This is a genomic window from Halopseudomonas phragmitis, assembly GCF_002056295.1.
GTDB lineage: Bacteria > Pseudomonadota > Gammaproteobacteria > Pseudomonadales > Pseudomonadaceae > Halopseudomonas > Halopseudomonas phragmitis.
In genome coordinates, this window is record NZ_CP020100.1 from 592833 (window position 1) to 607266 (window position 14434).

A 14434-nucleotide genomic window follows, 5' to 3' on the forward strand; every position below is an offset into this window, starting at 1 on the left:
TGAATGGATTTGGGTGTTGCCTCCGGTACAGCAAAAGCCGCGCCAGCTTTGCCTGGCGCGGCCGTGATCAGAAAAACTTCAGATAGCGGTTCAGTTCCCAGTCCGAGACATGGGTGTGGTATTCGCTCCACTCGCGGCGCTTGAAGGTAACGAAGCTGTCGAACATCGCCGGGCCGAATACGGCTTTTGACAGGGGGTCGGCGGCAAACGCCTCAATCGCCTCGCCCAGCGTCTGCGGCAGCATCTCGATACCCAGCTCACGGACCTCGGCATCGCTGTAGTTGTACATGTTCTCGCGGTGTGGCTGGCCTGGATCGATGCCCTCGCGGATCCCTTCCAGACCCGCCGCCAGAATCAGCGCCGCGCCCAGGTAAGGGTTGCAGGCAATGTCGGCGGCGCGGCATTCGACCCGGGCACCCTGCGACGGAATGCGCAACATATTGGTGCGGTTGTTGTTGCCGTAACAGACAAATACCGGCGCCCAGGTCGAGCCGGACATCGCCCCCTTGCGCACCAGGCGCTTGTAGCTGTTGACCGTCGGTGCAATCACCGCACTGATGGCCTTGGCATGCTTCATGACCCCACCGATAAAGTGATAGGCCATCTGCGTCACCCCACAGCCATAGGGATCCTCGCCGGCGGCCGGATCGAACAGGTTGCGCCCGCTCTCGCGGTCGGCCAGCGACATGTTGTAGTGCGCACCACTGCCGGTCCGGTTGGCCGATGGCTTGGGCATGAAGCTGGCAAAGCCGCCGTGCTTGCGCGCAATTTCGTTGGCCATCAGGCGGAAGAACACCAGCCGGTCGGCCATGTGCAGGGCATTGGTGTAGGTGAAATCAGTCTCGAACTGACCGTTGGCATCCTCGTGATCGAAGGAATAGACATCCCAGCCCATGGCGTTCATGGCTTCCACCAGTTCGCCGACAATCGGCAGGTTGTCCATCAGGGTGCGCGGGTCATAGCACGGCTTGGCCAGGGTATCGCGGGCGCTGAGCGGCTCGAAGCCGCCATCTTCGGTATCACGAAACAGGAAGAACTCGGTCTCGATCCCCAGATTGAAGGTCAGCCCCATGTCGGCGGCCGCCGCCACCTGACGTTTGAGGATATTGCGTGAGCAGGCCTCGAACGGCGCCCCGTCCAGGTGCAGATCACTGGCGAACCAGGCCAGCTCCGGATTCCACGGACAGACAGTCACGGTATCGGTGTCCGGCATCGCTGCCACCTCGTTGTCGCTAATGTCCTGCGGCACTCCATCCAGCGCTGCCCCGGTGAACAGCTCAGAGCCCTTGAGCATACGCCCCAGGTGATCCAGCGGCACGAACTTGCCCTTGATCACACCATGCAGATCAACATAACCGGCCAGCGCGTACTTCACACCTTTGGTCTGCAACGATTGCTTGAGTGCTTCAGTGGATGCGGACATGACATGACTCCAACGGTTGAACGGCGCACCCGTGGCGCCTGGTACGAATCTTTCATTCAACATACATGCCAGCATGCATGTATAGATATTAACCAGGCACTTCGCGACCAGCCGCCGCCGCTCTCACTACGCTTTCGGGAGAAATGGAAAATGAAAGAAAATCAGCCGCTTGTGCAGACATATCGACTCGGCAACCTGACCCTGCAGAATGGCCAGACTCTGTATGACGGCCAACTTAGCTACTTGAAATTGGGTGAACTGAATGCCGCTGGCGACAACTTGATCGTACTGCCGACGTACTATGGTGGAACACACTTGGGCAATTTGCCCCTTGTTGGTGCGCACAGCCCGCTGGACCCAGCCCGCTACTGCATCCTGATTCCCAACCTGCTCGGCAACGGTCAGTCCAGCTCACCCAGCAACAGCCCGACGCCCCAACACGCCGCACACTTTCCGGCCATCAGCCTGGCCGATAACGTGCGGGCACAGAAGCAACTGATTGAAGCACGCTTTGCCGATGCCGCCCCAGCGCTGGTGCTCGGCTGGTCGATGGGGGGCATGCAGGCGCTGCAATGGGGTTGCCTGTATCCCGAGCGGGTCAGCCGAATTCTCAGCATCTGCGCCACTGCCCGCTGCTGGCCGCACAACCGGGTGTTTCTCGATGGCGTTGAGGCCGCCCTGACCTGCGACCCGCAATGGCAGAACGGTCACTACCAGAGCCCGCCCCGCGCCGGCCTCAAGGCCTTCGCCCGGGTCTACGCCGGCTGGGCCTACAGCCAGGCCTTCTACCGTGATGCGCTGTACCGGCAATTGGGGTTCGACAACATCGACGCTCTGCTCGCCTACTGGGAACAGGACCACCTGGCTCAGGACGCCAACGACCTGCTGTGCATGCTGGATACCTGGCGCCGTGGCGATATCAGCGCCAACCCGCAGTTCAACACCGACTTCACCGCCGCCCTAGGCGCCATCCGGGCCAAAACCCTGATCATGCCGTGCAGCACCGACCTCTACTTCACCGCCGAGGATGCCGCCTGGGAAGCACGGCGCATGCCTGATGCCGAACTACGAGTGCTGCACTCGGACTGGGGCCACTGCGCCGGTGCCCCGGGCCGGCACCCAGCCGACACCCGGCAAATATTGCGCGCCTGCGCCGAACTGCTGAACGCCTGAGCCCCCTACTCCCCCGGCCGCTCATCCCAGAACGGTCGCTGACTTTCACGCAGGGCGTCGGCCCGGCTCAGGCCAATGTCCTTGAGCGCACCGTGGTCCATCGACGCAAGCAAACGCCGTTCATAGGCCACCCGGCGCCAACGTTGAATGCGTTGCCAGAGACGCGTGAACCAGACCTGCGGTTTGAACTGGACCTGGCAACCCACGTCAGCAGGCCGGGAACGCTGATTCAACACACCGGAGTCCACTGACGGCATTGGCGCTCGACGGTTTTGGACCGTCGATGCCCTGGACGGGCATCGTCGAGCGGCCAGGGACGGCTTCACAGCGTGTCCAGAACCGTCGAGCGTCAATGCCGTAAACACCGCACGCTCTTTGATCAGCGTTCCCCATGCACGGGGCAATAACCTTTCACCTTTCATCAGCCATCCTCCTATTCAGGATGGCGTCAGTGTCGCGCCGGGTTTAACATCAATCCAACGAATGTTTTTTATGCAACCCATCTTAGGATTTGATGCATGGCCCACTACCCCGTTATCGACAGCGAACTGCTGCGCAGCTTCGTCGCCATTGCCGACCATGGCGGCTTCACCCGCGCCGCCGAAGCCCTGAACCGTACCCAATCGGCGATAAGCATGCAGATGAAGCGCCTGGAAGATGATGTGCTGGAACGCCCGTTGTTCCAGAAAGATGGTCGCCAGCTCAGCCTGACCGCCGAAGGTCAGTTGCTACTCGGCTATGCCCGTAGAATTCTCAAATTGCAGGGTGAAGTGCTCAACAGTCTGCGCGCGCCACACATGGTCGGCAGCGTCCGGGTCGGCACTCCTGACGACTACGTCATGCGCTTTCTGCCTGAGGTGCTGTCGCGCTTCGCCCAGGCCTACCCCATGGTCCAGGTGGAAATGCACTGTGAACCCTCGTACCAGTTGCTGCAGCGCAAGGATCTGGACCTGACCATCGTCACCCGCCAGCCGGGCCAGGAAATTGGCCAGTTGCTGCGTCAGGAGCAGATCGTCTGGGCCCAGGCCGCCGGCTTTGACCTGCACCGCAGCGACGTCTTGCCGCTGGCCATGTTCAACGCCGACTGCTTTTGCCGCGAATGGGCCTGCAACGCCCTCGACACCATGGGCCGTGACTACCGGGTGGCCTACACCAGCCCCAGCCTCTCGGCGATCATGGCCGTGGTTGGCGCCGGTCTGGCCTTGACCGCGCAGTTGCAGAGCCTGATACCCGCCCATATGCGGATCGTTGGCAAAGAGGAAGGATTACCCGACATGCCCTCGGCCAGCATCGTGCTGCTGCGCAATCCACAGACCCGTTCACCCATCACCGAATGCCTGGCCGAGCATATCGCCGAAGGCTTCCGGCTCTGATCAGCCCCAGTACAGCGTGCGCGGCTGGCCGCCCCGGGCCTCAAACAGATGACCTACATCCGGCACCGCATAGCAGCGGTCACCACGCTGTGGCTGCCAGGCATTGTATTCGGCGTGGGTAATGCCGATCTCCCACAACTCATCGGCCTGCCAACCGCACGGCCTGAGTTCCAGACGCACCTCGGCACCAATCAGATTGATCGCCTCGACCTGTAGCGGCAGGTGGGCATGCTCAACCGCATGCAACTGCAGGCGCACCTCATGCGGGCGCAGATACAACTGCACCTCGCCCCCGGCGCCAGCCGGCTCCGGCAGACGCACCCAGCCTTCGCCCTGGCGCACTTCGCGCCCATCCAACGCCCCGGCGAACACATTCACATGCCCCAGAAAATCGAACACGAAGCGACTGTCCGGCTTGGCATAGAGTGCCTGCGGCCGATCGACCTGTTCGATACGCCCGGCACTCATCACCACCACCTGATCGGACAGCTCCAGCGCTTCCTCCTGATCGTGGGTGACGAACACGCTGGTGAAATTCAGTTCATCGTGCAGGTTGCGTAGCCAGCGCCGCAGATCCTTGCGCACCTTGGCATCCAGCGCCCCGAACGGCTCGTCCAGCAGCAGAATGCGCGGTTGCATGGCCAGTGCCCGGGCCAGGGCGATGCGCTGCTTTTGCCCGCCCGACAGTTGCGACGGATAGCGCTCAGCCAGATGCGCCAGTTGTACCATTTCCAGCAGCTCGCCAACCCGCCGGCGAATCTCGGCCGCCGCCGGGCGCTGCTTGCGCGGCAGCACATCCAGACCAAAGGCAATGTTCTGGGCCACCGTCATGTGGCGGAACAGCGCATAGTGCTGAAACACGAAGCCGACGCGCCGCTCACGCACATGCTGGCCGGTGACATCCTCGCCCTGAAACAGAATGCGGCCACCGTCGGCACTCTCCAGCCCGGCAATGATCCGCAGCAGAGTGGTCTTGCCCGAACCGGAGGGCCCCAGCAGCCCAACCAGCTGGCCGTCACCGATCTCCAGCGAGATGTCGTTGAGCGCCTGGAAATTGCCGAACGACTTGTTGATCCGTTCGAGGGAAATACTCATCAGCGAAGATCCTGTTGTTCATGCTAGGGTCTGTTGACGTTTCATCGCAAACCACGTTGCTGCGAAAAATGTCGCCAGGCTAGGCGTGGGACGCAGGTAATGGTCGCTCCCTTGCCAAGTCCCACAACAACGCATGGCGACATTTTACGCGCAACCCGAAGGGCCGGGCCTGTTTTTGCGCGATGCTGCGTTGCTCAATGCTTATTTGGCCCACCAAACCTCGCATCTCGCGCCTTGCCTCGCGCAAAAACAGGCGCCGGCGCGGTTGCGATGAAACGTCAACAGACCCTAGGGCACCCGCTGGCGGGCCTGGCGCCATTCGACGAAACTCTTGACCAGCAGGGTCAGCAGCGCGATCCCGGCCAGCAGCGAGGCGCTGGTAAAAGCCCCGACCGCGTTGTAATCCTGGTACAGCAGCTCGACATGCAGCGGCAAGGTATTGGTTTCGCCGCGGATATTGCCGGACACCACCGACACCGCACCGAACTCGCCGACCGCCCGGGCATTGGTCAATACCACCCCGTAGAGCAGCGCCCACTGGATATTCGGCAGCGTTACCCGGCGAAACAGCTGCCAGCCACTGGCGCCCAGCACCACCCCGGCCTCTTCTTCCTCACGCCCCTGCTGCTGCATCAGGGGGATCAGCTCGCGGGCCACGAACGGACAAGTGACGAACACCGTGACCATGACAATGCCCGGCCAGGCGAACATCAACTGCACATCGCGCTCCATCAGCCAGCCACCGAGCCAGCCATTGCTGCCGTACAACAGCAGATAAAGCAGGCCAGCCACCACCGGCGATACCGCGAAGGGAATGTCGATCAGGGTAATCAGCAGCTTGCGCCCAGGAAACTCGAAGCGCGTCACCAGCCAGGCCAGAAACACCCCGAACACCAGATTGATCGGCACCGTCAGCGCCGCGACGAACAGCGTCAGACTGATGGCGCGCAGGGTGTACTGGTCAGTCAGGTTGGCCCAGTAGGTCTGCACGCCACCGGAAAAGGCCTGAACGAAAATGATCACCAGCGGCATCACCAGCAACAACACGGTCAGGCTGACGGCCAGGCCGATCAGGCTCCATTTGACCCAGGGCTGGTCACCAACCCGCATACCACCGAGTTTTTTCATCTGCAGCCCTCAGCGTCCATGCAGGCGGCGCAGGTAACGCGCCTGCCACAGGTTGATCGCCAGCAGCAGGAGCAGCGAGGCCAGCAGCACCACCGAGGCAATCGCGCTGGCGGCGGCATGATCAAACTCCTGCAACCGGATGAAGATCATCAGACTGGTGACTTCACTGATGTAGGGCATGTTGCCGGCGATAAAGATGATCGCGCCGAACTCGCCCAGACTGCGGGTAAACGACAACGCGATACCGGTCATCAGCGCCGGCCACAGGGCCGGAAACAGAATGCGCCGAAACACCGTCCAGTCCGAGGCGCCCATGCTCACCGCCGCTTCTTCGTCCTCGGTCGGCAGATCCTCCAGCACCGGCTGCACAGTTCTGACCACGAACGGCAGGCTGGTGAAAGACATGGCGATAATGATACCGATCGGAGTAAAGGCCACTTTGATGCCGAACAACGCAAACAGCTGGCCGTACCAGCCGTTTTCGGCAAACAGCGCGGCCAGGGTGATACCGGCCACCGCGGTGGGCAGGGCGAAAGGCAGATCCATGATCGCATCAACCAGGCGCTTGCCGGGGAACTCGTAGCGCACCAGTACCCAGGCCAGCAACAGCCCGATCAAACCATTGACCAGCGAGGCGATCAGCGCCGCCCACAGGGTCACCCGGTAGGAGGCCACGACCCGTTCGTCACTGATCACCGCCCAATACTCGGCCCAGCTCATGCCGGCACTTTCGACGATCAGACCGGTAACCGGCAGCAGCAGAACCAGGCTGATAAACAGCAGCGAGATCCCCATACTCAAGGCAAATCCCGGCAAGACGCGCTTGCCGGGATTACTGGAGAACAACGAGGAAACGCCGCGGGGCGCTGAACTCATGCAAGACCCCGCTTAACGGCGCTGCAACTGGTCAAGTTTGGCCCCGTTGGCAAAATGCTCACGCATGGCGGTTTCCCAGTCACCGGTAATGGCCTCGATCGGCAGCAGTTCCAGCTCGGGGAAGCGCTCGGCGAACTCGGCCTGGACCTTTTCATCATGCACCCGGTAATTGAACCCGGCAATCAGGCGTTGGGCCGGTTCGCTATAGAGGTATTCCAGGTAAGCCTTGGCCAGTTCTTCAGTGCCGTTGCGCTGGACATTACGGTCAATCCAGGCGACCGGAAACTCAGCCAGGAAGCTGACCTTGGGTACCACCACTTGATAACCGCCATCCGGGTACTCGGCAATGATGTTGTTGACCTCGGACTCGAAGGTCAGCAGGACGTCACCGATACCACGCTCGACGAAGGTGGTGGTGGCGCCGCGACCACCGGTGTCGTACACCGCAACATTGCCGAGAAAGGTGCGCAGGTAGTTATCAATCGCCTGTTGATCATCACCGTGAGCTTTTTGCGCATAGCCGAGTGCCGCCAGATAGGTATAACGGCCATTGCCCGAGGTCTTGGGATTAGGCAGCACCGAGCTGACGTCAGCCCGGGCCAGATCGTCCCAGTTATGGATATTCTTCGGGTTGCCCTGGCGCACCAGGAACGCCATGGTCGAATAGTAGGGCGAGCTGGCATTGGGTAGTCGGTCACGCCAGTCGGCCGGGATCAGCTTGCCACGCTCATGCAGCATATCGACATCGGTCACCTGGTTGTAGGTCACCACATCGGCACGCAGGCCCTGGATGATCGCCTGAGCCTGGCGTGAGGAGCCACCATGCGATTGCTTGATTTCGACCGACTTGCCGGTTTCGGCCTGCCAGTGCTCGGCAAACAGTTCGTTATAGGCTGAAAACAGTTCGCGGGCGATGTCGTAGGACGAGTTCAGCAGTTCCTGGTCGGCAGCCTGAGCCGGACCGGCCGTCAAGCCGGCCGTCAGCGCCAGGGCACCGGCCACACGGGTAATCCAACGGGGTTTGTTCAACATGACAGCCTCCGGCTGAAAGTTCAGGTAAGAACGCCCCGCAGGTGCGATGGCAGATGCTCGTCCGCTTCGCGCCCGCAGGGCACTCCTACAAGCTTGTTCAGGATGTTTCTTAAAGGAGATTCAGACTACCTAAGCCCGGCCTTTAGAACAATAAGCTTGTTATACGGATTTGCTTATTACTCCAAACACTAAGACATAAGTATTTGTTGCGCAGCAACGCTCAGTGCTTTTGTGGTTTACCGAGCCGCTCGTTGATCTCGCTACTAAGCCCTTCCAGCTCGGCACGCGCCAGCGCCCGCTCATCCAGCTTGTTACGGGCCGCTTCGGGCAGGTCGGTAAAACTGATCACACCACGTTCGACCAGCACGATGACCACATCCTCAAGTACCCGAATCAGGTCAAGGTCGGTCTGCTTCAGGCTGGCCAGCCGGGAATGTACTTCTTCGCGGGTCTTGAGCCAGCTTTCCAGCTCCTCGCTTTCGACCGCCAGGGTGTCGGTCATCCCTTCGAACGGTTCACTTTCAACACGCAACAGCAGGCCTTCCGCGTCGCGCTGTACATACACCATGGATACCTCCGGCCAGACCTGATTGCGCCGAGTCGACAATTTAGCCTCGAAGGATGTACCGGCAGACGCCTTGTGTCCAGGGTATTCGTTTTTATCTGTAGAGTCAGCCATCGTCTTTTATCAGGAGTATCAGCGCCGTAGGGCATCTTTGTTTGCCATTGGACCCGGATTCCATGGATCATCGGCGCTACCGTCAGGTTCCCCCGAAGGCGCCGCACCGGGCGCTCAAGACAGCAGGCTGACCACGGCAAAGCGGTTCAGGTTAGCCTGGGCAACCACTGCCTGGGTCACCGCTGCGTAGCTGGAGGCGGCCTTGTGCATCAGGCCGAAAACCGAACGGGCGTACTCCTGAGCCCACTCCTGTTCATCCTGATCGCTCTGCTGAGCCAGAAACTCGCGAATTTCTTGCTGCCGCTGGGCCAGCTGGTCACGCAGCAGGGCAATCCGATCCAGGGCCTGGACCACCTCATCAAGCATCTGCCGCTGGGACTGAAAGTTGTCCAGCCGACTATTGCCATCCAGATTCAGCAAGCGCTCTTCGCGGGGGTGCAGCTGGGTAAACTGTCCGCCCTCGAACAGCCGGCCTTCCCCCTGTACCTGGATCCCACCCTGGAGTCGCTTCCAGTCCGCTTCACGGCTACTGAAGCGCAGGTCACCCTCGGCGTTCAATTCGGCGCGGATACCCACTGGCATCAGGGCATTATTGAAGCGGCGCAGGAGCTGCTCGGCATTGAGCCCTTCCTCAAGGGCCACCACCCGGGGCTCGGACTGCTGGCGCCCGGCCTTGATGATCAGGGTTTCTCGCCCGGCCACTTGCAGTGCCTCAAGCGACTCCAGCCCGGGCAGGCTGAAGCGACTGCGGGCCGGCTCGTTCAGGCTCAGGCGCAAATTGGCATCCAGACTACCGGCCGAGCGCTCGGAGCGCTGCTCAAGCAGACGGTTGAGATTGTCGATTGTCTGACGCAGCACCTGACGCTCTTCACCCTTGCTGCTGGTCAGTTGCCGGCTCAACGACAGTTTCAACTGGTCGAGCCGGCCAGTCAGATCGGCCAGATAGCTGTCGGCTGACTGCATGGCGCTGAGCTGGCGATTCAGTTGCAGGCCGTAGCCGGAGCTGCGGCTGTTCTTGCGCGCCCGTGCAGCCGGCTGCTCGGCAACCACCGCCGGTTGCCGGCTGGGCTCCAGCGGGCGCTCCCTGACCACCGTCTGACGCCGCCCCTGCGGGTCAACCGGGGTCACTACAGGTAATTGCTTGTCGATCTTCATGCGTACCAGCCTCTTACAGCAGACTGAACAAGGTTAGCTGATTCAGCTTCAAATAGGTCTGCTGCGTTGCCTGCAGGGCCAGCATGTACTGGTTCAGATCAATACTCGCGCCAGCGTAATCGAGCTGCGACAGCTCGCCCTCGATCTTCTGATTGACCAACGACACCTCAGTATTGCTGTCATCTAGCAGAGTCAGGGTATTTTGCCGCCCACCCAGTTCGGAGACCTGCCCCAGCAGGTTGACATGAGTACGGTCCAACTCGTTCAGAGTGTCGGTCAACTGCTGCTTGAGCAGCGGATCAGAGGCGTCCAGCAGCGGGTCCTGCAGCATGCCGACCAGTTCATGCAGACGATTGAGGAAATCCAGGTCAGTGCCGAAGATTTCCATCACGGTAACGTTTTCGTCAATCAGCACGCCGTTGGCCACCGCGGCCTGGCGATGCTTGTCATTGCCGCTGGCCTGATAGCTGCCAGTGAGCGGATCGAAGGTCACCGCCGGGTTATTGCTGAGAGTGCCGGAAAACAGGAAGCGACCTTCCTCGTCACGCACATTCAGAAAGCTCACGAGCGTCTGCTCGATGTTGGCCATTTCCCCGGCGATCGCTCGCAGGTCGTCATCGCCATTGGTGTCGTTGGCCGCCCACAGCAACAGGTCGCGCAGGCTGAGCATGGTATCGGAGGCCGCCGTGAGATTGGTCTCCTGGGTCGCCAGGCTGCCGGACAAAGTGCCGATGTTGCTCCGGTACTGGGCCAGACTGGCCTCCTCGCGCTGGATGCGCAGCAGGCGCACGCTGGCTACCGGGTCATCGGAAGGCTGCAATAGCCGCTGGCCGGTCGCCATCTGCTGCATCAGCTTGCCCAACTGTGCCGAATTGGCATTCATTGAGCCCTGCATCATGGCGGTAATCTGGGCGTTGGTGATGCGCATGCTCATGCGGCCTTGTCACTCCGGATTTATCGTTGTTGTCAGAACGCGGCCAACAGGTCGTCGAACAGTTGGCTGGCCGTGGTAATCACCTTCATGTTGGCCTGATAGGCCTGCATGTAACTCATCAGGTTGACCGCCTCCTCATCCAGGTTGACCGCGCTGATGCTGTCACGCTGGGCCTGGGCCTGCTCCAGCACAGCGGTCGCCGAACGCAGGTCGGCCTGGTTCTGCCGACTGTCGCTGGCCACCTGGCCGAGCAGCCCGGCATAGGCATCGTTGAGGGTGACCTGATTACCATTGAGCGTGATCGGTGCCTGACGCAGCTCCAGCAAGGCCAGCAACGCCTGGTTGTTACCCACCTCGCCAGGCTCACCTGACAGCGCCAGCTCCGAAGCACTGAGAGGGTTGACGGTCAGCATTGCGGTGATGCTGGTGGGGTCGTAACTGAACAGCGGCTGCCCCGGGTTGCCCTGCAGATCATAACCACCAGCCAGCACCGCATTGACTGCCTGGCTCAACTCGCTGGCCATGCCATGCAGGGCCTGCTGGGTCGGGCGCAGCGATTGGTATTCGACCTTGTACAGGCCACCCAACGCACCACCCAGGCTGTCCTGGGTCAGCGGAAAACTGGAGGTGGCAAAGCTCAGAGCCAGTTGCTGCTCGCCGCTGGGTAACTGATTGACCTCAAGCCGGCCGGCGGTACTGCCGGCTACCAATGGCTGGCCGTTGCTCAGCGATACGGTCAGCGAACCATCATCGACTTCGTTGACCCGGATACCGGCGAACTGGCTGAGCTCCTTGACCAGAATTTCCCGGTGGTCGCGCAGTGCTTTGCTGTCGCCACCCACCGACTCGGTAGCGACGATCTGCCGGTTGAGTTCGGCGATATTGCCGAGCAGCCCGTTGACCTCCACGCTCATGCTCTGACGTTGCTCATGCAGTGCACGCAACTGGGCGTCGATATTGCCATTCAGGCCATTGAAGCGCTGAGCCAGGTTGCCAGCCTCGCTGATCGCCTGCTGACGCAGGGCCGGCGACTCGGGGCTGACGGTCAGCTCGCTGAGCGCGGCGAAGAACTGGTCAAGGCCGATGCTGATACTGGAGCCATCGCCACTCATCAGGCTTTCCAGCGCGCCAAGATACTGCTGGGCACTGGTATGGGCGTGCATTTCGGTATTGGCCCGCCACAACTGCTGATTCTGAAACTCGCTGGTCATACGCCGGATACTGGTGACCTGCACCCCGCCACCGGCGGTCAGTCCGGCCTGGCCGGACAGCGAGCTCATTACCGAAGTCAGCCGGCTGAAACCCGGAGTATGCACGTTGGCAATATTTTGACCGGTCGCGGTCAGCGCCAACTGTGTCGCGTGCAGACCGGTGTAGGCAATCTGGCTCAGGCTCATGCGGCAGGCTCCTTGGTGGCAGGCCGGATCGTCGGGGCAAAGGCGGGCGAGCGCAGCGCCAGCTCGCCAGTGCTGCGTTGCCCTTGATCATCCAAGGCGACCGTCGCCGACTGCGGCTTAAATGTCTCACTCGCGGACTCGCTGCCGACTCGACTCAGCGATGGCCGCAGACTGGGCGGCAAGCTTTCCTGGGCGGTGCTCTGGCGGATATCGCGCAAAATGTTGCGGGTGTAATTGCGGGTCTCGGCAAACGGAATCCGCTCCACCCACTCAGCCTCACTGACAGAGGGCTGACGCGGGTCGCCAAAACGTTGCAGCCACTGATCGACCCGACCAGGCCCGGCGTTATAGGCCGCCAGCGCCAGCACTTCGCTGCCGCTATAGCGATCCAGCATCTTGTTCAGGTAGGCACTGCCCAGGCGCTTGTTGTAATCACCATCCTGCAGCAACCGGGCCTCGTTGTAGGGCACTCCCAGTTCACCGGCCATTTCCCGTGCGGTATCAGGCATCAGCTGCATCAATCCCAGCGCGCCGACCGGCGACACCGCATCGACCCGCCCACCGGACTCGTGCTTGACCACACTATCGACCAGGCGCTGGAACGCTACACTGCCCCGCTCCCAGACCCGCTCCAGTTGTCCGACCCCACGCCGCCAGGTATCGGCCAGCGGCTGAAAACTGCTGGCACTGGCCGTGCTGCGCGGCAGCGGCTGCTGGTCCATGGCCGCCAGTCGCTGGGCCTGGTCACTGGCGTCCTGATCACCCGCCAGTTGCTGCACCAGCAGATCACTGATGCCGGTCTGGCGCCGGGTGGCCAGGCTGTCGGCCAGGGTTTCATCATAGAAATCGCGCAGCGTGTCGAGGTCGCGGCTACGCATCGGGTTATCGGCACTGAGCACGTCCCCGGCCTTGCGCATCTGCTTGAGGATCTGTTGCAGGAACATGGCCTCGAACTGCTCGGCGGCGGCCTCCAGTTGCTGGCGACGGGCGTCGACTGCGCCACCGTGGGCGCTCAGGCGTTGCTGCGGATGGGTTAGCGATAGAATATTCATGGTCACATTACGATCAATTCGGCGTTCAGGGCCCCGGCCCGTTCCAGCGACTGGAGGATGCTCATCACATCATCCGGGGTCGCGCCCAGGCTGTTGACGGTACTGATGATACTTTGCAGGCTGGCGCCCTCGGGCCACTCGAACATAGGCTTGACCTGCTGCGCCACCTCAATGCCGGTACGCGGCACAACTGCGGTCTCTCCGCCGGAGAAGGGCCCAGGCTGGCTGACTTCCGGGTTCTCGCTGATGGTCACGGTCAGGGTGCCGTGGGCCACGGCTGCAGCCCGGACCCGCACGCCTTCGCCGACCACCACGGTACCGGTGCGGCTGTTGAACACCACCTTGGGCCGGGTCCTGCCCTGCTCGATCTGCAACCCTTCCAGCATGGCCATGAAACTCATGCGCTGGGTACTGGACACCGGGGCACGGACCGAAACCTTGGTGGCGTTCAGGGCCTTGGCGGTCCCCGGGCCGAAAATGTCGTCGATACGCTCAACAATCCGGGTTACGGTCTGGAAACTGGGCTGACGGACATTGAGCATCACCTCGGGGCGTTCGGCGAAATCACTCGGAATCATGCGTTCGACGGTCGCCCCATTGGGAATCAGCCCGGTATTGGCGCTATTGACCGCCACGCTCGAGCCACTGGCACCGGAGGCATTCAGTCCGCCCACAACCAGATCACCCTGAGCCAGGGCGTAAACCTCACCATCGATACCGCGCAGCGGGGTCATCAGCAGCAAGCCGCCGCGCAGACTCTTGGCATCGCCCAGCGACGATACGGTGACATCGATGCTCTGGCCCGGACTGAAGGAGGGCGGCACCTCGGCAGTCACCATCACCGCCGCAGCATTTTTCAGGTTCGGGTTGACGTTCTGCGGCAGGCTGACGCCGAATTCCTGCAGCAGGTTGGCCACCGACTGGCCGGTAAAACGCACCTGACTACGGTCACCGGTACCGTCCAGGCCGACCACCAGGCCGTAGCCGATCAACTGGTTGCCACGAATACCCTCGACATCCACCAGATCCATCAGCGCGACCTGAGCCCGGACCGGTGCGGCCAGCAGGCTCGCCAACAGTATCAACAGGGTGATAACGACACGCATCAGCAGCTCCG

14 protein-coding genes are annotated in these 14434 nt (G+C 61.6%); 2 read left to right on the forward strand and 12 right to left on the reverse strand.

What is annotated here, in order from left to right; genetic code table 11:
* Positions 1-67: 67 nt before the first annotated feature.
* A complete protein-coding gene (glnT, locus tag BVH74_RS02635) occupies positions 68-1423 on the reverse strand; it encodes a type III glutamate--ammonia ligase (RefSeq protein ID WP_080048579.1) in 1356 nt (451 codons plus the stop codon).
* 150 nt (positions 1424-1573) lie between these two features.
* Between glnT and BVH74_RS02640 the strand changes: the two genes are divergently transcribed.
* Positions 1574-2596 carry an alpha/beta fold hydrolase gene (locus BVH74_RS02640; RefSeq protein WP_080048580.1) on the forward strand — a complete coding sequence of 341 codons (1023 nt, stop codon included), beginning with the start codon at positions 1574-1576 and terminating at the stop codon, positions 2594-2596.
* 5 nt (positions 2597-2601) lie between these two features.
* Here the strand turns inward: BVH74_RS02640 and BVH74_RS18860 are convergent, their stop codons facing one another.
* Positions 2602-2853, reverse strand: a complete 252-nt coding sequence (locus tag BVH74_RS18860) for a DUF1127 domain-containing protein (protein ID WP_080048581.1) — start codon at positions 2851-2853, stop codon at positions 2602-2604.
* A 261-nt stretch (positions 2854-3114) separates the two neighbouring features.
* Here BVH74_RS18860 and BVH74_RS02650 point away from each other — a divergent pair, with 261 nt between their 5' ends.
* Positions 3115-3969, forward strand: a complete 855-nt coding sequence (locus BVH74_RS02650; protein ID WP_080048582.1) for a LysR substrate-binding domain-containing protein — start codon at positions 3115-3117, stop codon at positions 3967-3969.
* On the opposite strand, the gene BVH74_RS02655 is transcribed toward BVH74_RS02650, so the two are convergent.
* The 10 genes from BVH74_RS02655 to BVH74_RS02700 form a co-directional block, all read right to left on the reverse strand.
* The gene (locus BVH74_RS02655; RefSeq protein ID WP_080048583.1) at positions 3970-5064 is read right to left on the reverse strand and encodes a sulfate/molybdate ABC transporter ATP-binding protein; all 1095 of its coding nucleotides are present in this window, start codon (positions 5062-5064) and stop codon (positions 3970-3972) included.
* Positions 5065-5352: 288 nt separating this feature from the next.
* Positions 5353-6192 (reverse strand): sulfate/thiosulfate ABC transporter permease CysW, encoded by an 840-nt coding sequence (gene cysW / locus BVH74_RS02660; RefSeq protein ID WP_080048584.1) that lies wholly within the window; start codon positions 6190-6192, stop codon positions 5353-5355.
* 9 nt (positions 6193-6201) lie between these two features.
* Positions 6202-7068, reverse strand: coding sequence for a sulfate ABC transporter permease subunit CysT (gene cysT / locus BVH74_RS02665; protein WP_080048585.1), 867 nt, complete (start codon positions 7066-7068; stop codon positions 6202-6204).
* A gap of 12 nt (positions 7069-7080) precedes the next feature.
* Entirely contained in the window at positions 7081-8100 is a 1020-nt protein-coding gene (gene cysP / locus BVH74_RS02670; RefSeq protein ID WP_080048586.1) for a thiosulfate ABC transporter substrate-binding protein CysP, read from the reverse strand.
* A 220-nt stretch (positions 8101-8320) separates the two neighbouring features.
* Positions 8321-8668 (reverse strand): tryptophan synthase subunit beta, encoded by a 348-nt coding sequence (locus BVH74_RS02675; RefSeq protein WP_080048587.1) that lies wholly within the window; start codon positions 8666-8668, stop codon positions 8321-8323.
* Positions 8669-8893: 225 nt separating this feature from the next.
* A complete protein-coding gene (locus BVH74_RS02680) occupies positions 8894-9934 on the reverse strand; it encodes a hypothetical protein (RefSeq protein ID WP_080048588.1) in 1041 nt (346 codons plus the stop codon).
* A gap of 13 nt (positions 9935-9947) precedes the next feature.
* Positions 9948-10862, reverse strand: coding sequence for a flagellar hook-associated protein FlgL (flgL, locus tag BVH74_RS02685; protein WP_080051597.1), 915 nt, complete (start codon positions 10860-10862; stop codon positions 9948-9950).
* 38 nt (positions 10863-10900) lie between these two features.
* Positions 10901-12265, reverse strand: a complete 1365-nt coding sequence (flgK, locus tag BVH74_RS02690; protein WP_080048589.1) for a flagellar hook-associated protein FlgK — start codon at positions 12263-12265, stop codon at positions 10901-10903.
* Positions 12262-13317: a lytic transglycosylase domain-containing protein gene (locus BVH74_RS02695; RefSeq protein WP_080048590.1), complete on the reverse strand. Its 1056-nt coding sequence runs from the start codon at positions 13315-13317 to the stop codon at positions 12262-12264. Before BVH74_RS02695 ends, flgK begins: the two co-directional genes overlap by 4 nt.
* 2 nt (positions 13318-13319) lie before the next feature.
* The gene (locus tag BVH74_RS02700) at positions 13320-14423 is read right to left on the reverse strand and encodes a flagellar basal body P-ring protein FlgI (protein ID WP_080048591.1); all 1104 of its coding nucleotides are present in this window, start codon (positions 14421-14423) and stop codon (positions 13320-13322) included.
* Positions 14424-14434: the final 11 nt, after the last annotated feature.